The 26250-nt window shown below is 51.3% G+C and carries 22 protein-coding genes, 12 tRNA genes, 1 rRNA gene, 1 pseudogene, 1 riboswitch and 1 other annotated feature; of the genes and pseudogenes, 3 read left to right on the top strand and 33 right to left on the bottom strand.

All coding sequences use genetic code 11. The features are described from left to right. Positions 1–39: 39 nt before the first annotated feature. From AC6ESO_RS25105 to AC6ESO_RS25080, 6 genes are all read right to left on the bottom strand, one after another. Positions 40–1455, bottom strand: a complete 1416-nt coding sequence (locus tag AC6ESO_RS25105) for a glycoside hydrolase family 71/99 protein (protein WP_497093778.1) — start codon at positions 1453–1455, stop codon at positions 40–42. Between the two features lie 147 nt (positions 1456–1602). Next, entirely contained in the window at positions 1603–2205 is a 603-nt protein-coding gene (locus AC6ESO_RS25100; RefSeq protein WP_497093777.1) for an eCIS core domain-containing protein, read from the bottom strand. Between the two features lie 15 nt (positions 2206–2220). Then, a complete protein-coding gene (locus AC6ESO_RS25095; protein ID WP_497093776.1) occupies positions 2221–2781 on the bottom strand; it encodes a hypothetical protein in 561 nt (186 codons plus the stop codon). A gap of 220 nt (positions 2782–3001) precedes the next feature. Then, complete coding sequence (locus tag AC6ESO_RS25090; RefSeq protein ID WP_497093775.1) at positions 3002–4105, bottom strand: N-acetylmuramoyl-L-alanine amidase family protein; 1104 nt, start codon at positions 4103–4105, stop codon at positions 3002–3004. Positions 4106–4245: 140 nt separating this feature from the next. After that, positions 4246–4506, bottom strand: a complete 261-nt coding sequence (locus AC6ESO_RS25085; RefSeq protein WP_497093774.1) for a hypothetical protein — start codon at positions 4504–4506, stop codon at positions 4246–4248. Positions 4507–4652: 146 nt separating this feature from the next. Continuing rightward, positions 4653–5339, bottom strand: coding sequence for a class I SAM-dependent methyltransferase (locus tag AC6ESO_RS25080; RefSeq protein WP_497093773.1), 687 nt, complete (start codon positions 5337–5339; stop codon positions 4653–4655). Between the two features lie 211 nt (positions 5340–5550). Here AC6ESO_RS25080 and AC6ESO_RS25075 point away from each other — a divergent pair, with 211 nt between their 5' ends. After that, on the top strand, positions 5551–6918 hold the full coding sequence (locus AC6ESO_RS25075) for a cation:dicarboxylate symporter family transporter (protein WP_494821952.1): 1368 nt from the start codon (positions 5551–5553) through the stop codon (positions 6916–6918). Between the two features lie 56 nt (positions 6919–6974). Here the strand turns inward: AC6ESO_RS25075 and AC6ESO_RS25070 are convergent, their stop codons facing one another. The 5 genes from AC6ESO_RS25070 to AC6ESO_RS25050 form a co-directional block, all read right to left on the bottom strand. Continuing rightward, positions 6975–7523 carry a TlpA family protein disulfide reductase gene (locus AC6ESO_RS25070; RefSeq protein ID WP_497093772.1) on the bottom strand — a complete coding sequence of 183 codons (549 nt, stop codon included), beginning with the start codon at positions 7521–7523 and terminating at the stop codon, positions 6975–6977. 13 nt (positions 7524–7536) lie between these two features. Next, a complete protein-coding gene (locus tag AC6ESO_RS25065; RefSeq protein ID WP_497093771.1) occupies positions 7537–8238 on the bottom strand; it encodes a cytochrome c biogenesis CcdA family protein in 702 nt (233 codons plus the stop codon). A gap of 83 nt (positions 8239–8321) precedes the next feature. Beyond that, a complete protein-coding gene (locus AC6ESO_RS25060; RefSeq protein WP_497093770.1) occupies positions 8322–11234 on the bottom strand; it encodes an S-layer homology domain-containing protein in 2913 nt (970 codons plus the stop codon). Between the two features lie 44 nt (positions 11235–11278). Further along, positions 11279–12037 (bottom strand): hypothetical protein, encoded by a 759-nt coding sequence (locus AC6ESO_RS25055; protein ID WP_497093769.1) that lies wholly within the window; start codon positions 12035–12037, stop codon positions 11279–11281. Positions 12038–12358: 321 nt separating this feature from the next. After that, a complete protein-coding gene (locus AC6ESO_RS25050; RefSeq protein WP_497093768.1) occupies positions 12359–12886 on the bottom strand; it encodes a hypothetical protein in 528 nt (175 codons plus the stop codon). A 135-nt stretch (positions 12887–13021) separates the two neighbouring features. Beyond that, positions 13022–13244 (top strand) — a binding site (T-box leader). A 54-nt stretch (positions 13245–13298) separates the two neighbouring features. Here AC6ESO_RS25050 and tyrS point away from each other — a divergent pair. Next, positions 13299–14585: a tyrosine--tRNA ligase gene (tyrS, locus tag AC6ESO_RS25045; protein ID WP_497093767.1), complete on the top strand. Its 1287-nt coding sequence runs from the start codon at positions 13299–13301 to the stop codon at positions 14583–14585. Between the two features lie 140 nt (positions 14586–14725). Here tyrS and AC6ESO_RS25040 read toward each other — a convergent pair whose 3' ends face one another. The 5 genes from AC6ESO_RS25040 to AC6ESO_RS25020 form a co-directional block, all read right to left on the bottom strand. Further along, a complete protein-coding gene (locus AC6ESO_RS25040; RefSeq protein ID WP_497093766.1) occupies positions 14726–15241 on the bottom strand; it encodes a hypothetical protein in 516 nt (171 codons plus the stop codon). A 124-nt stretch (positions 15242–15365) separates the two neighbouring features. Beyond that, entirely contained in the window at positions 15366–16301 is a 936-nt protein-coding gene (locus AC6ESO_RS25035; protein ID WP_497093891.1) for an SMP-30/gluconolactonase/LRE family protein, read from the bottom strand. Between the two features lie 15 nt (positions 16302–16316). Continuing rightward, positions 16317–17084: an SDR family NAD(P)-dependent oxidoreductase gene (locus tag AC6ESO_RS25030; RefSeq protein WP_497093765.1), complete on the bottom strand. Its 768-nt coding sequence runs from the start codon at positions 17082–17084 to the stop codon at positions 16317–16319. A gap of 73 nt (positions 17085–17157) precedes the next feature. Beyond that, positions 17158–18306 carry a mandelate racemase/muconate lactonizing enzyme family protein gene (locus AC6ESO_RS25025; RefSeq protein WP_497093764.1) on the bottom strand — a complete coding sequence of 383 codons (1149 nt, stop codon included), beginning with the start codon at positions 18304–18306 and terminating at the stop codon, positions 17158–17160. An 89-nt stretch (positions 18307–18395) separates the two neighbouring features. Beyond that, positions 18396–19037: a GntR family transcriptional regulator gene (locus AC6ESO_RS25020; RefSeq protein ID WP_497093763.1), complete on the bottom strand. Its 642-nt coding sequence runs from the start codon at positions 19035–19037 to the stop codon at positions 18396–18398. An 87-nt stretch (positions 19038–19124) separates the two neighbouring features. Here AC6ESO_RS25020 and AC6ESO_RS25015 point away from each other — a divergent pair, with 87 nt between their 5' ends. After that, entirely contained in the window at positions 19125–19799 is a 675-nt protein-coding gene (locus AC6ESO_RS25015; RefSeq protein WP_497093762.1) for a GntR family transcriptional regulator, read from the top strand. 414 nt (positions 19800–20213) lie between these two features. Here AC6ESO_RS25015 and AC6ESO_RS25010 read toward each other — a convergent pair whose 3' ends face one another. The 17 genes and pseudogenes from AC6ESO_RS25010 to AC6ESO_RS24930 form a co-directional block, all read right to left on the bottom strand. Beyond that, on the bottom strand, positions 20214–20684 hold the full coding sequence (locus AC6ESO_RS25010; RefSeq protein ID WP_497093761.1) for an SRPBCC family protein: 471 nt from the start codon (positions 20682–20684) through the stop codon (positions 20214–20216). A 31-nt stretch (positions 20685–20715) separates the two neighbouring features. After that, positions 20716–21285, bottom strand: a pseudogene (locus AC6ESO_RS25005) (xanthine phosphoribosyltransferase). A gap of 93 nt (positions 21286–21378) precedes the next feature. Next, on the bottom strand, positions 21379–22083 hold the full coding sequence (locus tag AC6ESO_RS25000; RefSeq protein ID WP_497093760.1) for an IMP cyclohydrolase: 705 nt from the start codon (positions 22081–22083) through the stop codon (positions 21379–21381). A 57-nt stretch (positions 22084–22140) separates the two neighbouring features. Further along, positions 22141–22217, bottom strand: a riboswitch (ZMP/ZTP riboswitch). A gap of 62 nt (positions 22218–22279) precedes the next feature. Continuing rightward, complete coding sequence (locus tag AC6ESO_RS24995; protein WP_497093759.1) at positions 22280–24451, bottom strand: alpha-L-rhamnosidase-related protein; 2172 nt, start codon at positions 24449–24451, stop codon at positions 22280–22282. Positions 24452–24973: 522 nt separating this feature from the next. Then, a tRNA-Pro gene (locus AC6ESO_RS24990) sits at positions 24974–25050 on the bottom strand. 14 nt (positions 25051–25064) lie between these two features. Continuing rightward, positions 25065–25141: transfer RNA gene (locus AC6ESO_RS24985), tRNA-Arg, on the bottom strand. A 6-nt stretch (positions 25142–25147) separates the two neighbouring features. Beyond that, positions 25148–25222 (bottom strand) — tRNA-Gly (locus AC6ESO_RS24980). A gap of 9 nt (positions 25223–25231) precedes the next feature. Then, a tRNA-Leu gene (locus AC6ESO_RS24975) sits at positions 25232–25314 on the bottom strand. A 29-nt stretch (positions 25315–25343) separates the two neighbouring features. Further along, a tRNA-Lys gene (locus AC6ESO_RS24970) sits at positions 25344–25419 on the bottom strand. A 9-nt stretch (positions 25420–25428) separates the two neighbouring features. After that, positions 25429–25504 (bottom strand) — tRNA-Thr (locus AC6ESO_RS24965). Positions 25505–25533: 29 nt separating this feature from the next. Then, positions 25534–25610 (bottom strand) — tRNA-Asp (locus tag AC6ESO_RS24960). Between the two features lie 10 nt (positions 25611–25620). Continuing rightward, positions 25621–25697, bottom strand: a tRNA-Met gene (locus tag AC6ESO_RS24955). A gap of 21 nt (positions 25698–25718) precedes the next feature. Next, a tRNA-Val gene (locus AC6ESO_RS24950) sits at positions 25719–25794 on the bottom strand. A gap of 7 nt (positions 25795–25801) precedes the next feature. Further along, positions 25802–25876, bottom strand: a tRNA-Glu gene (locus tag AC6ESO_RS24945). 18 nt (positions 25877–25894) lie between these two features. Next, positions 25895–25982 (bottom strand) — tRNA-Ser (locus AC6ESO_RS24940). A 5-nt stretch (positions 25983–25987) separates the two neighbouring features. After that, positions 25988–26063 (bottom strand) — tRNA-Asn (locus AC6ESO_RS24935). A 106-nt stretch (positions 26064–26169) separates the two neighbouring features. Continuing rightward, positions 26170–26250: ribosomal RNA gene (locus AC6ESO_RS24930) — 23S ribosomal RNA — on the bottom strand; the annotation flags it as partial.

Below are 26250 nucleotides of genomic sequence, written 5' to 3'. Positions count from 1 at the left end.
TGATCCGCTCCATCCTGTAACCTTGTCCTATACTCACATCTAGCCGAACCGAATCACATCAAGCGCCAATTTGCCGCCAGTTAACGTTACGCGCAGCACATGCGCACCTGGCGCCAGGCCTTCAGCCTCGAACCATACGCTGTCCTGCTCCAATTCCTGATAAGCAGTACCCGCAGCAGCAGCAGCAGTACCATCGATCTCAACCGTTGCCGTCCCTCCGACTATACTTCGCCCTCCGCACAGCTTCACCCATGTTCCATGGAAGGAGAAGCTGAAGCTATCCCCTTCCGTTTCGCTCCAAGTGTAGTCATCGTTATAACTGCCCGCAGCTCCGCGCTCCCGCTGCCAGTTCCCTTCATAGCCGATGCCGGGATTCGAATCATTCATCCGATTCTCTATCCGCTCCGGATGGACGCCCGTCTTCACCGCGCGAAGCGCATCCAGAAACATCGTGCCTTCCTGCTTCGTCGGCATGATGCCGGGACCGCCTTCATCCAGCTCATTCCATGCATAGATCGCCATTACAGGCGGCGAGCTCGTATGCTGCGGATGACGGGACAGCCAGCTGCGCATTTCGCTGAGATGCTCGAACCATTCCGCATAGGTCGGAAATTCAAACGAGTACCCATAATAGCTAGCCCCAACAGCAGCCGTCCAAGTCGCATTATGGCGCGGACTCGGATCGATAACCGCACTGACGCCGGGGATCACTTTAAGACCCTTCCCGATATCTCGTTTGTTACGATCATGGCGAGCCAGCTCTTCAAACGTATAATGCCCTTCGCCGCTATGCGACGCCGGACCATAATCGGATACACCGTCAAAACCAAACCGAGCGGCAGATCCATAGTCGTTGCGCATATCAACCAAGTAAGGCGAACCCAGACCGGCCACCGCGCAAGCTTCCGCCAAGTACGCCAGCTCTTCAGCCCAGCGGCTGCCGAATCCGCGCTCCGCGTCATCAAGCAGTCCCGTGTCCATCCAGAACAGCAGCGGCCGGTTGCCGTCCACCAGCACATACTGCTTGTCCTTCATAAGCGCTACAAACTCAGGTACATTGCGTCGCCGCCAGCCCCGTCGCTCCTCTTGGTTCGCGCCGCTTACCCAACCGGTCTGCAGGATGAGCGCAAACTGCAGCAGATCATGTTTCGAAGAAGCCATGTAGTCCTTCAACGGATTATTTAGCCGTCTAATCCCCTCATGAGGATCATCGTCCGGATACCAGACGAAAGCCCAGAAGTCGAGCATCCCATCAGCCGCAGCTTGAATTTGGCGGTCAACCCGATCAGCATGATCCGGAACCTCCGAATCGAACCAGCCATCAATAGGCTCCCTGCTGCTATAACGGGTATAAAGTGTCGGATCCACGAACCCCGCGTAAGTTTCGTTGCCCGGAAACCACGCATCCCATCTAATCGCCCCTGCCAGAAAAGCTTGTTCGCCCTGTATGCCCATCTTCTCCTACCCCCTCTCTTGATAGAAAAAATGCCCTTCCCCCATGCGGGAGGAGAGCATATAAGCAGATTGGTTTCCGTTCGAAGCCAAAGCTTCGAATGGAGCATTCTGCTAGGATTGGTTTCCGTTCGAAGCCACAGCTGCCGCTTAATCCACTTTCTGTGAAGCAGCCTTCTTGCCCATGTCGTCGGCTTCCTGCTCCAGTGCAGGATCATCGTTGACCGGCATACCGGCTACCGACAGGGTCGGCTCGATTCGCCCTTTACGCTGCTGAACGACGTGCTGCAGCTCATGGCCGATCAGCTCTTGCCCTTCTTGGGTATCCGGTTGATACTGACCCGGTGCAAAATGAACATCGCTGCCCTGCGTATACGCAAGCGCCCCTACTTCTCTCGCGGACGAAGAGTCCTCGTGGACGCGAACATCCGACACATTCGTCTGAAGGGCGGCTTCCATCTTCGCCTGAACGTTCGAAGGAAGACGTCCTTTCTGATGCTGCTCGCCATCCCCCTCTTCGCTTCGCTGCACAACCGATGAGCGGCTGCTCTGCTGCATCATCTGTACTACCGCTCGATTGCCTGCTGCCTTCTGCAGCTGCAGCACCTGCCGTGGAGAGAGCATATGTTCACCGCCGGCAGCTGAACCTGCGGTGGTCATACTCGATTTCGTGCTTTCAGTGCTCCGAGCTTCAGCTTGATAAGCGGAAGGACGTTTGAACTTGGCAGACGGGGACTGATGCTCGTGCGACACGGGTACTCCTCTTTTCTAATGGGTTTTGCGCAACCGTTTGATGATCAGCATCACTACCCCGAACAGCAGCAGGAGAATGCTGATTGCCGCCATCGTCCATTTCAGTGTAGTAAAGAGACTGCCGGCCTTTGCAATGAATGTGATTCGATCCGGATAGTTGGTCAGCATCGTCACGATGCATGCATTTTCTAAGTAATCCAGGAGGAGCGTGATGTAGATAAGAAGAGGTAATTGTTGGGCCCATGACTTCGGTGCGAACGCACGCCGGTAAATGACAGTCGCCAGCAGCGCAAAGAACATACTGTATACGATGGGATAGATAAAATCTGCTGTGAGCGTAAATGTGGCGTAAAAAGCTCTCCCTGCGTCGCTGTATGCCCCGATTATGGCATACGCCTGGTCAGCGGAATAAGAGAGACGCAAATCCAGAATGCCGGCACTGCCTGAATAATCATTTAGCTTGGATGACCCGTAAGGCAGCACAACCGCTTCAATAACCAGCAATACGATGAACAACCCCGTGATGACTTGCCAAATACTCAGCCTTGTCTGCATTCGTCGCAGTACGGTCAGCATGGCGATTCCCCTTTTCTTCCCATGGAATAATTAGGTGGGTGTCACCGTTATTTTAGCGGATTTTTGCTGCATTTCATACTACCAGTTTGCCAAAAATATCAATTCTTTCTAAGCCGTCCATGAGCCCCCTCGAAGACGCTTCTTGTTTACGCCTAAACGCAAAAGAAGACCGCCCTCACAAGGGGCAGTCTCCTTCTCGCCTGCGCTGCTAAACAGCCGCTTATCCGAAATAATTCGCCAATCCTCTGGCAATAGCCGCAGCCGCTTTCTTCTGATAAGCCGATCCGCGAACAATCGATTCATCCTTGCGGTTCGACAGAAATCCGAGTTCAACCAACGTCGCTACCGTGTCATTCTCCCGCAGTACATACAGATCGCCGAAGGATAGACCATGGCTGCGCAGCCCGCCGACTTCAGTCAATTCGTCCTCAATAGCTTGCGCCAGCGGTCTGTCTTTCTTCTCGGAATAGAAGAAAGTAAGGATGCCGGACGTTTGTTTCTCCGAGGAATTATAATGAATGCTGACGAACGCATCCGCGTCCGCTCTTTCGCTTATCCGTACACGCTCCGAGAGCTCGGGCTTCTTATCCGTCGTCCGCGTCATGATGACCGTAGCTCCTAAGCTTTGCAGTTCCTGCTCGAGATAACCCGCTGTGCTAAGCGTGAGGTCTTTCTCCTTGGTTTCGTACGTTGTTCCAATCATGCCCGGATCATTACCGCCATGCCCGGCGTCAACGACGATGACCTTGCCTCTGAGTCCCTTGCCGGAATGCTTCGGCGGGACAGCGCCTTTGCCGACGTATGCCTTGGCCACCCAGCCCGTCGCACTGCCTGCCGTACGAATCTTGATCCATTCGCTCTGACTGCCCGTAATCGTAATCTGCTCGCCTTGCGACAAGGAGCCGACTACCTTATAGCCCACACCCGGGCCGGAGCGAATCCGAAGCGAATCCGCAAGCACTGTCGCCGTAGAACCCGGGCTTGTACTTACCGTACCGCTCGTAGGCGGCTCACTAGCTGCCGGGTTGGATTCCTGACCGGAGCCATCCAGCTTGCCGAGCAGATACCCGGCTGCCCAACCGGTCAACTTGTTGTGTTTAATCTGAACCCAGCCGTCGCTGTCTTCATCCGTAACCGAAACGATATCGCCTTTATTCAGCTTGCCTACGACAGATGATTGCAGAGATGGTTCGCTGCGTACATTGAGCGCGCTGCTGTTCACTTTAGCTTGATAAGGAAATGCAGATGTTGCCGAGACGATCGAAATGCCAAGGCTGCCGACCAGAAGTGTAATCATTATTACTAGGCTGATATATCTACGCATAGAGTCTCCTTCCAGTGGATAAAAAAGGTAGACTCTTATTATATCAGCAGTTTATCGATTAGGGCACCACATTTTACAAAAAAATTAGGTACTGCGAAGGTTGTCGAAGAAAGTCGACTCCATTTTCTATACCTATGTCCCTAGCCCTTCTGGATATTCAGCCCGAGCTCTTCCGCTCTGGCAAGTGCCTCAGGGGAAAATTTATTCTTGCCATACTTCTGAAGGAACTCTTCTTCCGTCACCGGCACCCAGCGAAACTCGCGATTCTGATACACCCATACTTTCTTGCCCCAATCCACGTGAATCGTGCGGTTATTCACCTTCTTCACGACTCCGATTTCCGTAATGACATTCGTATTATTGAACGTTTTCACGCATAGCTTGTTCAGCATTTGACTCATCCTTTTGTCCTCCTTCTACATCTTGGTGTTGTCCTCATTATACCCGTAAAATAGGCACAATAGCTTAACCACGAGGTAAAAAAATAAAGTCCGGCTAAGTGAAGGCGCAATGCGCACTTCACCCACCGAACTCCCTCATTCGCCTACTATAGCTTTCTCCCGAACATGACTACAAAATTATAATATTTATACGCGCAGTCCACATCAGCGAAACCAGCCTCGGCCAACCAGCCTAGCTGGGTTGGAAGATCCGTCATCCGATCGAGCTTCGTCCGCTCGTAAGCAGCCGCGATTTCAGACGTTGTCAATCCGCTTGCTTCAACCTTCCCTTTCCAGTCCTCTTTATAGAGTGTATCTACATAAGGCGTATGCCCCAATACCTGATCCGCATTGATAAACACGCCGCCCGGTTTAAGATTAGCGAAACTGCTGCGATACAAGGTCAGCTTATCCGCATCGGACAGATGGTGGATCGACAGCCCGGAAACGATTATATCGAATGATTCTCCCGGAACAAAGGTTGTATAGTCTTCACAGAGATACGTGACGCTCGAATCAAATTCTTTAAACCTCGACTTCGCGACGGCAAGCATCTTATCGGACAAATCGATGAGCGTAAGCTTCGCTTTCGGATAACGTTCCAATAGAAAGAAAGAGAGCAGGCCCGTTCCCGCACCTAAATCCAAGATAGAAGGTGCCTTCGTTTCGACCTTGGCGAGCGCCGAAGCAACGCCATAGAAGTCGTCAAAGCAAGGTATTAATTTCCGCCGCTGCTGATCGTACACGGCTGCTGTTTCATCGAATGTGCTGCGAACATGCTGATGGTTCTCCATTCCGAACACCTCCCAAGGACTGCATCCATCATAATAGACCGATGCAAATCCGTGAAATATTTAGAATCTATGAGCTCCATCACTTTCACCTATACTCAAATCGCTGATATTTATCCGCTCTTTGCTTTCTTCCCTATTGACAATATTCCCCTTCGCGATTAGAGTAAAAATATATTCCGATAAAACAACTTGGATTAAGGGGGATTAAACGATGGGACATATAGACAACAACTTTTTGTCAGCCATTGAAACGAACTGGTACAGCTTTGTTACTTCCATCTTTGTATTTTGGGTCTTATTTTTTCTTGCACGCAAGCGGGTAAACTTCGGCGCTCGGGTACTGATTGGCCTAGGCATCGGACTTGTAGTCGGCATCCTGTTTCAGAACTTGGACTATGACACCAAAGGCATTACAACGTTTGGCAGCATGTACATAAGCTTAATTCGCATGCTTGTAGTACCACTGGTCTTCATCCTTGTACTGAACAGTATTTCATCCTTAACCAACCTGGAGTATTTGCGCAAAATCGGTCTTAAAACCTTCGCTTGGTTCCTTGGCACCACCGGAATCGGCTCCATTATCGGCCTTCTGATCGCACTTGCGTTCAATCCGGGCAGCGGCATTCAGCAGGCGGCTCCGGCGGATTTTGAAGCTCGCGAAATCCCGACTTTCTCCCAAGTTATTCTTGATCTTGTTCCATCCAATCCCATTAATGAAGCGGCCAATGGCAAAGTAGTGCCTGTGCTTATCTTCGCAATCTTCCTTGCAGTAGCCATTATCAAGCTCGGATCCAGAAATCCGGATACGGTAAAACCCGTCCGCGATTTGATTCAATCGCTCGCTCAAGTGCTTCATCAGGTCGTGAAGTTCATCATTCGACTCACGCCATACGGCGTATTCGCACTTATTGCCGGCGTTACCTCCCATTATGGCTGGGAGACGCTGCAGGAGCTCGGAAGTGTCATCATCACCTCTTATGTTGCGCTGATCGTACACTTTGTTCTCGTATTCGGCGGTTTGGTCTTCTTCGTAGCTAAAGTTAATCCAATCCGTTTCTTCCGTAAAATCTATCCAACAATCGCTGTTGCATTTACAACCCGCAGCAGCTATGCAACGCTTCCCGTTAATCTGGATGTCATTACGAAGCGTCTGCATGTGTCGCCGCGTATCGCAAGCTTTGTTGCACCGCTTGGCGCCTCCGTCAACTTCAACGCATGCGGCGGCATCTGGCCGGCCATCGTCGTTGTTTTTACCGCTCAAGTGTACAGCATTGATCTGACGTTTACGGATTATATCGTACTAGTGCTTGTCAGCATCGTTTCATCAATCGGCGTTGCCGGCGTTCCGGGACCAGCCGTTATCTCGACAACAGTCGTATTGACCGCATTGGGTCTTCCGCTTGAAGGCATTGCCATTGTTGCCGGTGTTGAGGCTCTGATCGATATGGGCCGCACAACCGTCAATGCAACCGGAACAACCGTTACTTCCCTGCTCGTTGCGAATTCGGAAGGCGAGTTCGACCGCGAAGCCTTCAACAATGACAAGGACGATGAAATCTCCCTGCAAGCTGCAATTTAATAAATCGTGAAATAGCCCTCCCGTCCGCATGCCGGACGCCGGAGGGCTTTATTTCGTTACGAGTTGATCATCGGATCAAGAATGGCCCTCATCTCCGCTTCCTTCATCGCTCCTACCCGTTTTTGCACAATATTCCCCTGTCGATCCACAAACACAGATACGGGAATCGACGTGATGCCGTACTTCATCGTGATCTTCTTATCGGAATCGAGAACAGCGCGGAGCGGGTAGCCGTTGTCCTGCAGGTATGCGGCAGCCTTCTCTCGCTTCTCGCCGACATTGACCGTCAGAATAATAAGATCTTTCTCCGGATAGTGCTCATAGATCTTCTTCATATCCGGCATTTCCTTCTTGCAGTATTTGCACCAGCTCGCCCAGAAATTGATGTAGACGTTATGGCCTCTCAGCTCCCGCAGCGAAACATGATTCCCGTTCAAATCCTCTAACGTAAACTCTATTGCCCGATCTTCGGTTGCCTTAGCGGTTTGGGATGCAACAACACCCGCTTCCGCATCACTTAGACTGTAATGACCGGTGACGTACACGGCGGCTGCAATCGTCATGACAAGAAGCAGTGTCCCCCATAGCAGTACGCTTCTCTTCATCCATTAAACTCCTTTATAGATCGAACAGGCCTTGGCCTTGGCTGATCAGCTCCAGATTATCCGTAAACACGAGGATACCTATGATTATCATAATGACTCCGCTAACGATCGATACCACTGGAAAATAAACCGCAAACCGCTTCATATAACCCGATAGATTCCCCACCAGGAGCGCTGCCATTATAAGCGGCAGGGCTAGTCCCATTGCGTAAGCCGCCAGCAGCCATACGCCTTTTCCGATCGTGTCCATGCTGCCTGCATAAATAAGAATGGAAGACAGAATCGGCCCGACACACGGCGTCCAGCCTGCCGCGAAAGCCATGCCGAGCAGGAGTGAGCCGAAGGCCGTCTTCTCCCCGACTTTGCCAAGGGACAACAGCCGCTTCTCAGCATACAAGGCTTTTATCTTCACGAGACCTGTTGTATGTAAGCCCAAGATAATAATCAGCACGCCGCCAATTTCCTTTACAACCTCTATATTCATCGTCAGCAACTGACTGACTGAGCTTACCGAAATGCCAAGCAGGATAAAAACAGCCGTGAATCCTGTAATGAAGAAACCCGCTTTCAGAAGCAATTTTATTCTAGCTTGATGCGACTGGTGTTCGGCTACCGACGTCCCGACAAGATGGCTGAGATAGATCGGGATAAGCGGCAGCACGCACGGCGACAGGAAAGAAAGCAGTCCTGCTGAGAAGGCAACGATGAGATCCATGCTTTCTCCTCCTACTCATACTTAAAATGGACAAAATGGGCAGCCGATTGGATGCCCATTTTGAACGAATCTTCTAGAATCTTCTATTTGCTCGAGAGCAAGTTATACAATACCTGAGCAACCTCGGCTCTAGTCGTAACCCCTTTAGGGCTTAGCTTTCCGTTATTGCCGGATACGATTCCGCCTTCTACGAGCGCTGCAGCCGCCTCTTGTGCATAAGCAGCAATTTGATCAGCGTCTGTGAAGCTGCTTACACTCGCGTCTGATTTGGCCGTTGGAAGCTTGCCAAGTGCGTCAAGCGAGCGATACAGGAGCGTAAACAGATCTTGACGGGTAATGGCTTTATCCGGTGCGAACAGATTGTCGCCAAGGCCGGTTGTGATGCCTAGTCGTTTCGCTGCGCCTAGATAATTCGAGTAATAGGTATTGCCTGCATCCGCGAAATTATCCGCTTCAGTCTCGTTCGGCACGATGCCATATGCTTTCAATAGCAGCACCAAGAACTGACCGCGAGTTACGTTCGCGAGCGGGCTGTAGTGAGTCTCGTCCGTACCCGTAGCAATATCTCTTGCTGCAAGGAAGGTTACCGCTTTGCTGTACCACGAAGCTGGTGCAACATCGGAGAATACAACCTTATTGTAGCCCACGATATATTGCGAGAAATGAGTCGTCACGAAGTCAACCGTTCCCGTTGCGGCGTTGAACACTCCGTTTACCGTCTCCAAGTAACCATCATCGGTCAAATAGTAGACCACGACTGCATTCGGATCTTCGTCTGCTTTTAGCGTATACGGCACACTGACTTTGACACTGCCTCCGCCAAAAGTTGAAATCGTTTGGTCTCCCGCTTTCACCGTCAGCTCATATACAGGTCGGTCACCTAGTACTTGCTTGCCTTCTTCGGTAAGCTCACGCTTAGCAATTTCTATCGTGATATCGGCGTCACCGGAAGCTGCACGAATGTTCTCCACTGCTTTCGAGTCGAACACAATGGAACCGATAGACGTGTAGTTCACTTTAACCTGCGCCCCAGTGCCATCTGCGACTTCGTTGAAAGCGCTGCGCGGAATGCTTAGCTGGCCGGTTTGAGTAGCTGCGCTTGCTTCTACCTTAAATTCGACAACAGCTGATTTTCCGGCCGTTTCTGCTTTCTTCGCATCGGCTACAAGAGCTGTAACCACTTCCTTCGTGACGACAGCTGATGTTGTGCCTGTAGCCGCATCGGTTTTGGAAGGTACGGTGAAGCTTGAAGTAGCTGTATCACCTGCAGTTGTATTCGTTACCTCCACAGCAGGAGGCGTGCTCACTGCGTAAGGCGGCGTTGGTGGGCTAATGATAGGATCTCCGGGAACGACTACATCCACGGATGCTCCCGGACTGTACAGGACTTCGGCTGGCGCAATCAGCGTCGATACATTGCCTACTCGCTGGCTGACCGGACCATTGTAGCCCGGTTTTGCCGCATAACGGACATTGTAAGTACCTGATGCCAAGCCTGTAATGGAATTGCCCGTTACGGCTGTGTAGCTTGCAGCTCCGGCCAGCTTGTATTCCAAGCCTGCTTTCGTGCCTGTAATGCGGCCGTCATTTGCGGTTGCCGAAGTTGGCGCAACCCCAGTAAGGCCCGTCGGTACAGCCTCTAATCTCGAGAACAGTTTATCAAGTGCGGCCTTGTAGACCGTGTTTGGCAATACGCCGTTCGATACGTAATCCGGCTGGATATTCGTCCACGAATACATCAGCTCGACATGTCCAAGAATCGGAGCGCTGTTGCCGTCTGCATCCTTGTTGTCCTTGTTGTACGTGAACAAGTAAGGAACCTGCAGCTTGTTTACAATGATTTCATTGTTATTCGCATCGGTGTAACGAACGTCCGTAGTTCCTTTCACGTATTGCGTCTTAATGTTCGTCAGGTACGTTTTCACCAGGTCCACATACAGATTGGCATATGGATGGCCGGTTCCGCGCACCATCAGACGATCGATATCGTGAGAGTTGAATGTAGGCGAATCCGTCTGCGTCACATCTACGCCCGCATCCAGCCTTGGATCCCACATGTACACTTTATCGACGTTGTATTTCTTCGCGTATTCATTGATAAATTTAATCGCCGCCTGCGTATTCGGGCACCACGATCCGCCGAAGAGAATCGCGTAGTTGCCTTGTGAAGCGAGCAATTTCGTAAGCTCATGATACGTCACGTGTTCCAGCACGACATTGCCGTCCGTACCGTCGAAGATATCGCGTCCGTTAGTCGAATTGAATTTCACGTTCTTATTGAAAGCCAATTCGATAAAATCGTTCGGATTGATCGTGTCGAAGGATTGCGCTGCGCCAAAGACAGCTTTGACTTGATCCTTATACGCGGTTACCTTCGCCGCATCCACCACGCCGTCTGTCAGGAAATCAGCCGCGCTGTTGCTGCTTTTCAGCGAAGCAACGATTGGCTGGCTGTTCGCGCCGTCTTTATTGTCCTTGTTGTAAATAAAGAGGAACGTTTGGTCTTTGACGTCTGCTGCGGGACTCACTTCAATTGCTGCGCCGCTCGCATCCTTCTTCGTCAAATATTTGTTCACCAGATCCGTGTATACACCGGCAAACTGGTTGGTGCTGTCCGCAAGATCTAGGCTGACACCATCCAGCTTCGTATCAAAGTTGTAGATGGTCGAGATGTTGTATTCTTTGGCAACCTGATTAATGAAGCCAATGTTCGCCTGTGTGCTGGCAACGGATGCGCCGCCAAACAGAATGGCGTATGTTCCTTCACTCTCGAATAGGTGTGCGATATCCTCATACGTAGCCGTTCTGAACACATGATGGGCATCCTGCAAATTTGGGTATACGTCGCTAAAATAATCATAATGGCTGATAGCACTTGGGCTTGGGCTAGGGCCTGCCGGATCCGCGGCAGCGGTCGAAGCTTGGAAGAACGGAATCGTTAGGAAGATGGCTAGTAGTAATGCTCCTAGTCTGACAATGGGTTGATGTTTTCGCATATAGTTACGCTCCTAATTAGTCGGATAAGTGTGAAGTATGCAGCTTAATTGCAATCCTCTACGTCACTTACCACACCGCAATCCTCAGTGTCCGAAGAGCCGGAATCCGGTTGCGAGGAAGAAGAGTTAGAGGATGACGACGAGCTCGACGAAGACGTCGAAGGTGCAGCTGCTTGCGGAGTTTCTTTCTTAGCCACCAGGGAGCCCACTTTTTTCGGTCCTTTTTCAGCAGGAGCTGCTGCCGGAGCCGGCGTGCTTGGTTGCTCTTCAACTACAGGTGCGGATACAACGGCTGCCGGTTTTTCTTGCTTCTCGGATACTGCAGCTGCTTTAGGTGCAGCGGAGCTGGTCGTTACCGGGGAAGCAGCTTTCGGGCTAGTTGTTGCTGCTGCGGCTTTCACTTGCTTCACCGCTGCAGCTTTAGTCGATGCTGCCGGTGCTGCTTTCGTTTCTTCAGCGGAAGCATCCGTATTTTCAACCGTTACAGCTTGCGTTTCATCGGATGGCGCAGCTACAGTCTCAACAGCTGGTTCAGCTGCCGGCGTTTCTGCAGCAGGAGCGACAGTTGCTTCCGGTTGTTTCTCTTCCGTTGTTACTACTGCTGCAGGAGCAGCCTCTTTCGTTTCCGCAGGTGCAACTGCCGGTGCCGCAGCTTGTTTAACAGTAGTAGCGGCATTTGGTGTTGAATGAGAACCCTCTTGCGAATCTTTATTGGCGAATACAGCGGTATAAGTCAACACCAGAAACACAGCGCTTGCGATGACCAAGGAATAAGTAAGTTTGGACACTTTTGGTTTTTTCATAGAAGGAATCTCCTTTTCGCTCTCTGAGCATAGTGTAGTGGAATCTCAATTTGTCTTGCCTGTAAAGAACGACAGCTTACTTCGTCGTTCCTCCCCCTTAATAATGATTCCGGATAAAAAAAGAAGACCCAACGATGGCGTGTACATACACGCTCTCATTGAATCTCTGGTGGTCCAGTAGACTGATCATCCTATGCCATCCGACAAATAAATTGCTGTCGTTTGCTTTACTTGTTTCTATCTTATTGGTAATAGAATCCACTGTCAAGACTTTTCCTATCGTTTTTGTCGGAATTAAAATACGTACCTGAAAATCCCCCGTTAATCTGCCGTGCTTAGGCCATCCAGCGCCTCAAGCGTCTGCATCACATGATCGATAAGATCCGGCAAATCCTCCATTTGCTCCTCGTTGATTTTCCGGTTGAAATGCAATTCAATTTCATTGAAATAACTGACCGTCTTTTCGCCGAACGTAAAGCTAAGCGTTTGTGTGGGCGGCAGCTCCGGCTGCCACAAGTCAACGATCTTCTGCTCGATCGCTTTGCACTCCGCTTCCATATCTTGAACCGGCATATAGAAGCGCAATCGCAGCGTACATCCCGGGTTTTCGCCTTTCTGCTTCAGCAGCTCTGCCGCGAGATCCTTCAGCGATGCTTCCAGCCGGATCTCAGCCGTAATGCCGTCTCCGTTCACCAGCGTGAATTGCAGCGCGAATACCCGTGCCATAACTGCCATTTCCAGCCGATCGACTCGATGCGTAATCAATATCTGCCCGGCGATATTGTCCAAATCATAGACTTGGTTCTCGATCGCTACCTTCAAGTTATCAAATACGGTCGGATCAAACATGTGTGATCGAGCTCCCTTCGCTGGTATGGTCTTATCTTATAACGTAGCGAAAAACCTGCCAAGTTCTTCTTCAGCTCCCTTCAAAGTTGACATGCTGAGCTACTATCGTATAAAGTTATTTCAACAAGCCAAATGGATAAAGCCATGAAGGAAAACAGCAGCGTTCTAATCTTGCTTTCAGAGAGCCGGCGGTTGGTGCAAGCCGGTACAGGTTGAACGTGAATTACATTTCCCGAGCTTCTCGTCTCCGAAACTGCCATGTGCAGAAGGAGCAGACGGTTGTCAGCCGTTACATGACAAGAGTGGAGAACGCACTGCGTTTTCAATTAGGGTGGTAACGCGATGACTCGTCCCTGTCTATGACAGGGGCGGGTCTTTCTTTGTTTTCAACTAACTTCTGGAGGGATTTCGAATGTTGAGTGGAACGGTACAAAGCAGTAAAGACCTGGTTAATGATCTGGAGTATCGCGGTCTGATTCATCAGCTAACCGATACCGAAAATTTGCGTAAGAAGCTGGAAAGTGAGCGCGTTACGCTGTACTGCGGTTTCGATCCGACGGCCGACAGCCTTCATATCGGCAGCCTGTTACCTATTCTATGCCTTCGTCGCTTCCAGCTTGCAGGTCATATTCCGCTTGCGCTTGTAGGCGGCGGCACAGGATTGATCGGCGATCCAAGCGGCCGCTCCAGCGAGCGCTCGCTTAATACCGCGGACACGGTTGCTTCGTGGACGAACAGCTTGAAAGCTCAGCTGTCTGCCTTCCTCGATTTCAATTCAGACGGCAATCCAGCTAAGCTGGTAAGCAACTACGACTGGATTGCTCCGCTTGATGTGATCACGTTCCTGCGGGATATCGGTAAGAACTTCACTGTAAATTACATGCTGGCTAAGGACTCCGTGGACTCGCGCTTGTCCAACGGCATTTCGTTTACGGAATTCAGCTATATGATCTTGCAAGCATACGATTTCTATAAGCTGAATCAAGAACATAATTGCGCCCTGCAAGTAGGCGGCAGCGACCAATGGGGCAACATTACCGCAGGTCTTGAATTGATCGGCAAAATGGGCGGCAGCGACGCTTACGGCATGACGATGCCGCTTGTTACGAAGAGCGACGGCAAGAAGTTCGGCAAATCCGAGACAGGCGCAATCTGGCTCGACCGGAACAAAACATCGGTGTACCAGTTCTATCAGTTCTGGATCAACACGGACGATAACGATGTAGTCAAATTCCTGAAATACTTCACGTTCCTCTCCCAAGCGGAAATCGAAGCGCTGGAGAACGAACTGCAGCAGCAGCCTGAACGCCGCGTCGCACAACGCGAGCTTGCTCGTGAAGTAACGAAGATTGTACATGGCGAAGAAGCCGTCCTAACCGCAGAGAAAATCACGCAAGCACTGTTCTCCGGCGAATTCATGTCGCTGAGCGAAACCGAGCTGGTAGAGGCGCTGCAAGATATGCCGACTACCGTTTGTACGGGTGAAGAAGATCGCAGCTTGATGAACCTGATGATTGAAGTCGGAGCGGCTCCTTCGCGCCGTCAAGCTAGACAGGACATCGAGAGCGGCGCTGTCTCTGTCAACGGACAGAAGCTAACGAATGGTGAAACCATTCTCGGCCAAGATCAGAAGCTATACGGCAAGTACATTCTCCTTCGCCGCGGGAAGAAGAACTATTTCCTAGCGCGGTTCGAATAGCCTATTTCATATAACCGGAGCGGCAGCCCGGGACTTCCACTTCATGGAGGTCTCGGGCTGCCGCTTTATGATAAACAAATAAAGCCGCAACCCATGCTGCGCATGGGTTGCGGCTTTTCGAGGGCGAATGGCCCAATAGTTTAAGGTATAAATTGCTGTACGATACGCGTGACTTTACCGTTCTTAATCGTGAGATGATACGGATAATCGCCGACTGAAATGAGGCCGTCCGCATGATAAATCGCTTCGAATTTATCAAGTGAAATCGTTTGGTTCCATTCAGTGGAAGCATTCACGAGGCTGCCGGTGCGGTCGTAGATTTGCATGATGACGGCTGCGCGAGGATCAACCTCAAGCGTCTTCACCGTTTCATCATCGTTCACGATGTAGTAGCCATCCGGCGCTTTGTCGAGACCGGAATCCGGTTCTTCTTTGACGAAAGCCTCATCCGCCGCTTCGCCTTCGAACCACTGAATCTCGTCTGTCTGCAGAAGCAGCTTGTCGCCTTGCTTGTCCATGCCATTGATGAATACGGTGATCATTTCCGGAGTTTGGGTTACAGGCGCGTAGGCCTTATTATCGACTGCCGATGCTGTTGAGATGCAAGCTACCAATCCGATGATCGTTAGCGCGATGCCTAGTGCATGTCGGTTCATAATTGCCATCTCCTCGCTCGCAAGCGTTAGCGAGACTTGCCTTTTGAGTAAGGCTTGCCTCTATCTCTACTATACCCGATTTGGGTAAAATTGATAGATTCCGCAAGCTCGAAATTGCTAAAGTTTACGTAAATGTTTTGTCGCTTCGGAAAGCATGCGTAGGCGTGCCGACTACTCCCGGTTTGCAAGTGAAGATTCCGCCTGCATGCGGCTGATCCCCATTCGTATCTGACGTGAGACCGATACTCGCCGTCGTGATATAGAGGGTATCCAGGTTGTCGCCGCCGAAGATGCAAGAGCTTGCTTTTGCCACCGGAACGTAGATCGAATCCAGCTTTTGTCCGGTCTGCGGGTTCCATCTCGACACCTGCCAGCCGTCCCAATGCGCGATCCACAGCATGCCTTCGCTATCAATCGTCATCCCATCCGGGAACCCTTCCTCCGGCATAAAATCAATGACCAGCCGTGGATTACTGATCGTCCCTGTCAACACATCATAGTCGAATCCTGTTACCGTCTGCTTCATGGAATCGATATAGTACAGCTGCGTCTCATCGAGACTCCAAGCGATGCCGTTGGACACGCCAACGTCATCCGCCATTTTGCGGCAGCTTAAATCGTTATCCAGCACGTAGAAGGATCCCGTGACGTCCACTTCGGCATCCTGCATCGTTCCAGCCCAATATCGGCCGGCGGAATCACATTTTCCATCGTTAAATCGGTTCTCGGGCAAATGCGCCTCCGGGTCTGCGATCGGGGTCAGCTTGCCTGTTCCGCAGTGGTAATGCTCGAATCCGTCCCGCGTAGTCAGAATGACGGCATCGCCATCCGAAGCATCGCAAACGACAGCGCCAACGGGCTTGCCGATCGTGAACTGCTCATTGCGGCCCGTAGCCGGATCGAAGCGGCTAAATGAACCGCCCGTTATATCCACCCAATAGAGCTTCCGTTGCTCCGCGTTCCAGCTTGGCCCTTCCGCGAGTATGGCTTGGGCGTCAAGCGCCAGCTCCGCCTTGCGCAAGTGCTGCTGCTCTCGCAGCTGAGCATTAGATTGCTGCATCACTCGTTCATCCTCCTACAAATCAATAGTCATCCCGCCATCTGCCACTAACACGGCCCCCGTCATAAACGAGTTGTCCGCGCTTGCCGCGAACATGACGACCGATGCGATCTCATCCGCTGTTCCGACACGGCCCATCGGCTGTGCTTCGTTCCACTGCTTCATCGTCTCCTCGCGCGGCGTATCGAGGTTCTTAATGCTGCTCTCCAGCATCGGTGTATGTACGGCCCCGGGCAGCACCGTGTTCACCCGAATATTTTGCTTGGCAAAATCCAGTGCAATCGCCCGAGTCAACGACACGATGCCGCCTTTGGAAGCCGCGTAAGCGGAATAACCATCCAGTGTAGCCAGCGCATGAACAGAGCTGACGTTCACGATGGCACCGCCTCCGTTGCGGACCATAGCGGGAAGCACCTCACGGCAAAATAAAAAGACCGATGTCAAATTATTCGTGATGACTTCATTCCAACCCTGCAAGCTCATCTCCGTAATGCGAATTTGTGGGCATACCGCGGCATTGTTCACCATGACATCGATCCGGCCGTACTTCGCAAGCGTATCCTCCACGACTCGCTTCACATCCGACTCCGATGACACATCAGCCTGCATCGCCGTAGCGATTAATCCCGCTTCCGTAATCTCCTCTGCAACCGTCTCGCCTTTGGAAGCCGTGCGGTTCACTACGACAACCGCCGCCCCCTCCTTTGCAAAACGGTGACAGACAGCTCTGCCAATCCCGCTTCCTCCACCTGTAACGATGACCACTTTCCCGTTCCAGCTCATACGCTGCCCCCATATTCAGACTAACGCTATTATCGAAAGAGACGTCCTTGGTATGGACGCCTCTCTTCTGCTCTTACTTAACGGTTTCGCGCTTCTCCCAGCCTTGTTTGAAGAGCGGTAGCCAATTGCCGACTTGATAGGGATGCTTATCGATTTCTTCAAGATTCAGCTCCACGCCGAGACCCGGCCCTTCCGGAGGCAATAGATAGCCATTCTGTACTTTCAAAGGCGGGAGCAGCACCTGCTCTTCCCACGGCTCATTAAATTCATCGAAAATTTCATGGATAAGGAAATTCGGCGTCGCCATGTTCAAATGGCTGCATACAACCGAGCATACCGGACCCTGCGCACTGTGCGGCGCCGTCACGCCATTATGGGCATGCACCATGCCGCAAATTTGCTTCGATGCCGAAATGCCCAGATACTGAGGCTCCAGCTGAATAATGTGCACCGCATCATGGCGGAGGAGCTCCGCGAATTGCTCGCGCGAGTAGTAGTCCTCTCCGCAGGCAACCGGTATCGGGCTGCGGCGCGCCACTTCAACCATGCTCGAGATGAGCTGCGGTGGAACAGGCGCTTCGAACCAAGTCGGCTCATACTTCAGCATCGCATCTGCGAATTGCAATGCCGTACTCACGCTGAAGCGGTTATGGCCTTCGATGAGAATGTCGACGTCCTTGCCGACGGCTTCCCGAACGGCCGCGATATTCTCGATCGCGGCTGAGAAATCCTGCCGGCTGACTGTCCGCCAAGCAGCGCCGAACGGATCGAACTTCAAGGCAGTGTAGCCTTTATCGACTACGATCTTCGCTTTCTCGAAGAAGTTCTCAGGCGTATTTGGCCCACGGTACCAGCCGTTTGCATAACAGCGAAGCTTATCGTGACAGCTGCCGCCTAGGAGCTTGTAGAGGGGCTGATTCGTCACCTTGCCCATGATGTCCCAGCAAGCGGTTTCAATTGCAGCCAGTGCGGAGCCTTGAATCTGTCCGCCATCGGAGTAAACGTCGCGGAACAGCTTCAAACTGATCGTTTCCACATCGAACGGGTCGCGTCCGATTACGAGATGCTTCAGTTCATGAATAGCAGCCTCGACGGTTTTGGCAAAACCATTCAGTGTCCCTTCGCCAAGCCCCGTGACGCCTTCATCCGTATCCACTAACACGAAGAGCCAGTTCTTCCACGGGTTGCCGAGAATATAGGTGCGAATGTTTGTTATTTTCATTGCCGCTATGCCTCCCAATTGATTGTCGTTAATTGAGCCCAGCGTAGCACAGCCGTTTGGGAGGCGACAAGATGTCTAACTTGTATACATCAAAGCATGATCTTCTTCACATATTCGATATGCCGCTGCGTTAGCTGTACAGTCAGCTCAGGGTCGGTGCCTGCCAGTGCATGACGAATCTGCCAATGCTCGTCGATGCTGCCCGCAAGACGCTTCTTATTGCGGTTGAAGGTCGTCCGCACGACGAGCAGAAACTTATCCTGAATGCGCGACATCACCTCGGTATATTCCTCATTATCGAGCCCTGCGATAATCAGCGCATGGAATTGGCGGTCCAGCTCCACATATCGCATGATATCTTCTTCAGCTATCGCATCGGCCTGTTGCGCCAAATTGTCATCCAGACCGGCGAAGAACGCTGCATCCATCTTCCCCGTCAGCCGTCGAACGGCATAGGTTTCGAGCGATAAACGCAGCTCGTAGATCTCCAAAATCTTCTTAAGCGATACCTCTTGTACGATGACCCCTTGCTTTGGGGACAGCTTTACGAGCCCCATCATCTCCAGGCGATCGAGCGCGGAGCGAATCGGCGTTTTGCTCATACCGAGCAGTTCGCTGAGCAGCTTCTCGGGCAAAAACATCCCGCCTTGCCACTCTCCGCTCACAATCCGATTCTTAATCGCTTCGAAAGCCTGATCACGCAGCGTCACCGCGGTCTGCTGCTTCTCCAACGGCCTTCCCTCCTTCGCTTCCTCTCTCTTATGTTATACTACTTTTTAGTAGCTTTCGGATGAAAAATAATAGGAGGGATCCTCCGCATGCCCCGCCAATCGCTGCGCGATGAAGCCTATCACGTCATCTATGAACAAATTATAGGCGGTGAGCTGCCCAAAGGAATCGTCACCTCCGAGGTACAGCTCAGCCGTCAGCTCGATATGAGCCGCACGCCCATCCGCGCCGCGTTGCAGCAGCTCGAGAATGAAGGCTTCCTGCGGATCATTCCCAAGCACGGCGTGCTGGTCCTCGATTCATCTGCCCAGCGGGTCGGCGATCTCCTGGAACTGCTGACCGCGCTGCTATTGTATGCCTTCACGAGCGTGCGCAACCGCGACGAATCCGCGCTCGGCGAGATGTCCCGGCAGCTAGTGGAAGAGCTGGAAACGCTGCTCGCTGCTGACGATGCGTCGTCACTTTATGCTGTCGGCGATGAACCCGCTCATGTTGTCAGCGACACGCTTGCATTATGCCAATTTGAATATGACTTCGTGAGCCGCGTCATCGCGCTCAGTCATAACCAGGAAATGCAGCAAACGCTGGCGAACAGCGCATCCCGCTTATTCTGGGCCGGCAACAAGAAACGGTGGATCGCCCCATACCGTCATGAGATGGGGGACACGCTTCACTTGCTGCTGAGACGATTGACCTCCGATACCGACAGCTTCATCGAAGCGATGAATCGTTATTTGCAGATGCTGAAGAAGACCTGGATCTAGTCAGTAGAAATAACTAGAAGCACGCTTCCACCAATCGCTCTCCGTCATTGCGTTCACTCTCTAACGAATCCCGGAGGTCTTATTTGGATCTCTGAACGGGGTTTGAATTTCTAACGAATCCTACAGGCACTATTCCATGTCCAAATGCTGATTTCGACTCCATTTCTCCATAATAAGACCCGTACGATTCGTAAGATCTGATTATCGGCATAATTCATGCAAATAAGGCCCATACGATTCGTTAGCACATCGCCACAGTAACAATCTTCCCCTAGCTGTCTCGAACATAACATACCTCTGATCCCAACCCATACAAAAATAGCTGCACCGGGCGCTATCCCCCAGTACAGCCATTTCACATTCCAATATCTCATGTCACTGTTTACTCATCATTCATCATTCATCACTTGCAACTCACTTCGCAGTCAGCGTACCCAGCAAAGCCTCCAGCCGGTCGAAGTTCTGCTCATTCCCATCCACCACATAGTCCTTCACATGGTCGAATTCAGCCGCCGTGTTAAATTGCATATGGAACGACAGCTTCGTACGCCCGCCATCCACTTCCTCGAATGAAGCGTTCACCTGAAAATGCGGTCCCGTAACATGCTCGAGCACGATTTGCTCCGGCGCCTTGATCGCCTGGAACACATTTTTATTCTTATAGTTGGTGCCATCAGGGCCGTGCATGACGAACTCCCAAACACCGCCTTCCCGAAACTCAAACGTGCTGAACGTGTTCGTAAATCCATTTGGTCCCCACCACTGCGCCAAGAGATCCGGATTCGCCCAGGCCTGAAATACAATATCGCGCGGCGCGTTCATCACGCGCCAATTCAGCACATCTTTCTCGCCAATAATTGGATTCGGGTTCGATTCTTTGTTCATCCTGTTATCCATTCCTCCATTTTACCTGCCATTAAACAAACTCCACCTTGCCGCCCTCCAGCGAAGCAATGCGAGCAAGCGACTCCACGCGGAATCCCTTTTCCAGAAGCTTCCCTCTTCCGGATTGAAACGACTTCTCGATCACGATCCCCATGCCGGCTACCTCTGCCCCGGCTTGCTGAACGATTCGCGCCATACCAAGCGCAGCTTCCCCATGAGCGAGAAAATCATCAATAATCAGCACGCGATCATTCGGTGCGAGGAACTTTCTCGATATCGTGACTTCGCTCTCCTCTTGTTTCGTAAATGAGTATACCTTCTCCGTGTACAGGTCATCCCGAAGCGTCAGCGATTTGCGTTTACGTCCGAACACCATCGGCACGCCAAGCTGAAGTGCGGTCAGCACTGCCGGTGCAATGCCCGAAGACTCGATTGTCATGATCTTCGTTACACCGCTCTCGCGAAACAGCTCGGCAAAAGCTTTTCCGATCGCAAGCATCAGCTATGCATCCACTTGATGATTCAGAAACGTATCTACCTTTAACACGCCGCCATCCAGCACGATGCCTTCTTGCCTTATTTTCTGCTTAAGAAGCTCCACAGCACTCATACACCCCTTGTTCCCATTTCCGCTTTAACCAGCAATCTAATGCTTCAGTATTCCCCGATTAACCGACCTAATCCTGCCAGCCCCTCACACATGCTTATTTCTAAAAGCGTAATTAATCGTTTGATCCTCCACGCTAATCGATTTAACCAGCAGCGAAATTCGGTTATCCGGGTTGATTCCCTCCCAATAGAAATCGGCGGTTTCTTCAATGGAATCGAATAACGGCACTTCGAACGGATCGCCTTTAAACGGCTTCAATACGCCATCCCGTTCCGATTCGTAGGTATGTATGCAGTGTCCCGTCCCCTGCTTAAACCGGCTGAAATGATACCGACTACGCAAGCAAACCGAAGGGTCGTTGTCATACGTTTTGAGAATCGACAATTCATACTGCTTCACATCCGCATAGATAACGGCAGAGATCCTCGGTGTAAAATGCGGCGCATCCGGCTCGAACTCTCGGTTCATCAACGCTTGCTCGAAAGTCTGCCGAAGCTGTAAGCCCTCATAGATGGTATCCGTCTGGTCACCGTTAGAGACAATGTGCGCATCCTCCCAGTGGCGGATCGGATAATAAATAATAAGCGAAGGATCTTCCATCAACGCCGGATCGAATGCCTTATTCCTGACATACATGCCATCCTGCTCAAAAACCCGATTGCGGCTGTTCACGCTGCGCCCCATAATCCAATACACCTGCACGTAATGCGACCCGGAAGGTGTCATGCCTGCAATCAAGGTTCTCCCCGGATAAGGCTTCTCAAACAACTCCTGTTGATAGGACTTCACTCACACTCGCTCCTCTCCGAATACAAAAAGAGGCAAGGAGAACTCGTAAGCTCCCCCTACCTCTGCCCAGGCGTACGGCTCGTATCTATATGCTCCCTCATGGTTGCCCATGTACGCCAGTTACATACAGACTGCTAAATTACTCTCACAATACCGAATTAAGCCCTATAAATCAACTATTATTCTGCAAGCTTGTTCATACGACCTTATGCTCGCTCAATTCCACGACCTGAACGCCGGGAGGTGCAATGACACTCGTACACACCTTGCCGCTATCGTCCACATACCACTTCACATGGAGATCACCAAACGGAGTGTTGACCGTACCGCTGCAAGCGCGAATGCCGCCGACCGGATTTGGCGAGACCATCACTGTTTTGTAACCAGGCTCAAGCGACTGAACACCGAGAACAACTTCGCCTATCCATTTCACAGGCGTGCTGGACCAGGCATGGCATAAGCTCATCCGATAGGAGCCGTAAGCTGTATACGTGGTGAGAGCATCGTGAAAATCGCGCCCTCCATTTCCTTCCCCGTGCGAGTAAGCTTCCCAGAAGGTCGTCGCCCCGTGATCGAGCATTCCGCCCCATACGATCGAGATCACCTCATACGCTCGCTCATGTTTCCCAAACCGGGAATAACACTCTGCCAGTTGGAACGCCGACAACGGCGTGATCGGATCCATCAACTCATATTCGTCCAAGAAGGCTACGGCTGCATCAGCACTCACATAACCGCTTGCAATACCGAGCACTTTAACTGCCAGAGCGTAAGGCTCTTTCATAAAATCCTCGGAGCTCAGTGCCCGCATCGGCCAATCGAGCAGCGGCGCCAGCTCCAGCTCAGGTAATTCGGCTGCCAATTTCACCAAGTCGGCATGCGTCAATGCATAGATTGCTTGCAGCGCAATAACCTTCTCCTCGTTGGTCAGCGGTACCCATTCAATCAGAATGCCGTCTTGGATGAGGAGCCCTTCACCTGGCCTCGTATTCTCAAGCACCCATTTCATATGGCGGTGCATCGGCTCCTTCAGCTCCAGCACAAATTCCTTATCGCCCGTCTGAAAATAATACTCCGTTACCGTCTTCATCCACCACAGCGTATATTCACAAATACTGTTCATCCAATGCCCGCTCGGCGTACCTTCTCCCAGCTCACGCACCGCGCGGCGGATAACCTTCGTATCGTCCCATAAGAAGTAACAGGATTTTGCCGCCAGATAGAAATCAAAGGTCCAGTTCAGCCGATCCCGCTTAATCCCGTCCCACAGCCCAATTTGATGACATATCCGGCTCGTATGCGCGGAAACCTCAAAGATTTGATTTAGCTCCTCATTATCGCTTTGCAGTTTCCCAGCTTGGCGCAGCGCTACGTGCACCGTCTGGAACCTCAGCTTCAGTTCAAAAGACTGCTCTGGTTCGCCCAGTACATACAACTGTATATAACGACAGCCCTGTGGAAGCGTACAGACCGTTTCTCCCGGAGGAACAACGAGCCATTCCGTAATACAACCGTCGTAATGCGCAAGCTCCATGGTCGATTCAGCACCATTCCATAACAGCTTCACCGGCTCGTCACCTGAGTTGGAGACGATAAATCGGCAGTTATGCTCCGCTAGCAGATCGACAGTCACTCTTGAAGCTGTGCTCAGGTCCATCTCCATTTGCAGCTGTCTCATCGCTTTCCACTCATTCTGCTTCCGCAGATGGTAAAACAGCTCTAACTGCTCCTGCTCCGGTTTGACCACGGATCCATCCTGTCCATGTGCGCCGCTGAGACTGACTTTACCGTCGCCCGATACCGCTGCCTCTATCGCGAACAGGTCCTGCACGATGACATTATCCAGATCGTAGGCCGTAATATCTCCGAAACCGCCTGCTACGAAAGCTGCCGGGCTGTTCTCTAAATCTCCGAATGGCTCTTCGCCTAATAAGCATATTTGCGCAGCAGCCGAATCATCCGCCTGCCAGCTCTCCGCCTCCGTTGTAAGCCACAATCCCTCTCCCTGCAGAAACGCGATCGCACCAACCCTGCGATTCCACAGATAGTAGTTCACTTCTACCAAAGGGATGAACGCCGTACAATCCATTTCAATCCTAAGCTCATGCTCCCCTGGGGGCAATACATCCGGAAAACCAACAACTTTCATAAAAGCGCCTGCATTCCCGGCACGTTCAGCAATCTCTGCGACTACTTGCCCATCAAGCACAACGCGCGCTCCACCCGTAAACGATGCGTGTAAGGAGACTTGGCGAACTTCTGACTCTACCGTAAATGTACGAGTCAGCACACAGCTTGGCCGCTGCTCACGTTCCTGATGCCAAATCCAAACCGGCAGTTTTACTTCAGATTTTATTGTCGTCTCCATCGTATAGTTCCTCTCTTTGCTTACGTTTTAACTACTCTGGATACTTCATGCCATTCACGATGTAGAAACATGCCCTGCTTCGGGCGCTTCACACGCGATCCCGTCATTTCTTTATAAACTGTACACCTTTTATTGGAAACTGCCATAAAGCCATCATTCTAGATGAAAATAGTTAATCTCATAAAACGTTTTACTTGGCATCCACAACCACAATTCACTACCTCAGTGTGAGTAAGTAATAGTTGTAAGCACTTACAGGTTATTGTACTGACATCTTACCACCGCGGAAGTAAATTCTTCAACATTAAAACAAACGGCATTTTTTTAACCATGAAACCCTTGATATCACTGGTTTTTCTCGCATTTACGCTATAAAAATAATTGAAAATTAAGCGGGCCGGTAAGCATAAAAACGTTTTTATACGGCATTAATTAAATACGCCATCGCCTGCCTAATCAAACACATGCCATAACGCACAAAAAAAAGCCCCCTGCTTTCGCAAGGAGCGTTCATTTAAAAGATGGTCGGGATGACACGATTTGAACATGCGACCCCCTGGTCCCAAACCAGGTGCTCTACCAAGCTGAGCTACATCCCGTAATGAAGTGAAAATGGCGTGCCCTGAGAGATTCGAACTCCCGACCTTTTGATTCGTAGTCAAATGCTCTATCCAGCTGAGCTAAGGGCACTAATAATGGAGCGGAAGACGGGAATCGAACCCGCGACCCTCGCCTTGGCAAGGCGATGCTCTACCGCTGAGCCACTTCCGCAAATAAATATGGTGCGCGTAGAGGGACTTGAACCCCCACGGTCGCCCGCCAGATCCTAAGTCTGGTGCGTCTGCCAATTCCGCCATACGCGCATGAGTGAGAATCATTTTCCATAAGAAAATGGTGAGTCATGTAGGATTCGAACCTACGACACCCTGATTAAAAGTCAGGTGCTCTACCAACTGAGCTAATGACTCGAGTAAAGATGGTGCCGGCGATAGGAGTCGAACCCACGACCTACTGATTACAAGTCAGTTGCTCTACCAACTGAGCTACACCGGCAAATGTTAAAGATTAAGCTTTGGTAATAATGGCGGAGCCGACGGGATTCGAACCCGCGGTCTCCTGCGTGACAGGCAGGCATGTTGGGCCACTACACCACGGCTCCGCAGTAAAATTGGTTGCGGGGGCAGGATTTGAACCTGCGGCCTTCGGGTTATGAGCCCGACGAGCTACCGAGCTGCTCCACCCCGCGATAGTACAAGTAAATCTTTTATGGTGGAGGCTGACGGGATCGAACCGCCGACCCTCTGCTTGTAAGGCAGATGCTCTCCCAGCTGAGCTAAGCCTCCAAATAACTGGTGACCCGTAGGGGACTCGAACCCCTGTTACCTCCGTGAAAGGGAGGTGTCTTAACCACTTGACCAACGGGCCTTGATGAAAAAAGTACAACGGAGAAGGAGGGATTCGAACCCTCGCACCACTTACGCAGTCTAACCCCTTAGCAGAGGGTCCCCTTGAGCCACTTGGGTACTTCTCCATGAATGGCTCCCCGAACAGGACTCGAACCTGTGACAACTCGATTAACAGTCGAGTGCTCTACCAACTGAGCTATCAGGGAACAGTAAGATTCAGGAACTTTGTCACCCTGAAAACTGGATACGAACCTTTGCGAAGGTCTTGTTTAGCTGATCATGTCCGAAGTTGAACATCCGAGCGAATGTTCGTAGGATAAGCCCTCGACCGATTAGTATTCGTCAGCTGCATGCATTGCTGCACTTCCACCTCGAACCTATCAACCTGATCGT

This window comes from Paenibacillus rhizoryzae (genome assembly GCF_059686995.1).
The sequence above is the reverse complement of the archived record's forward strand: the minus strand, read 5'-3'. Positions and strand labels throughout refer to the sequence as shown.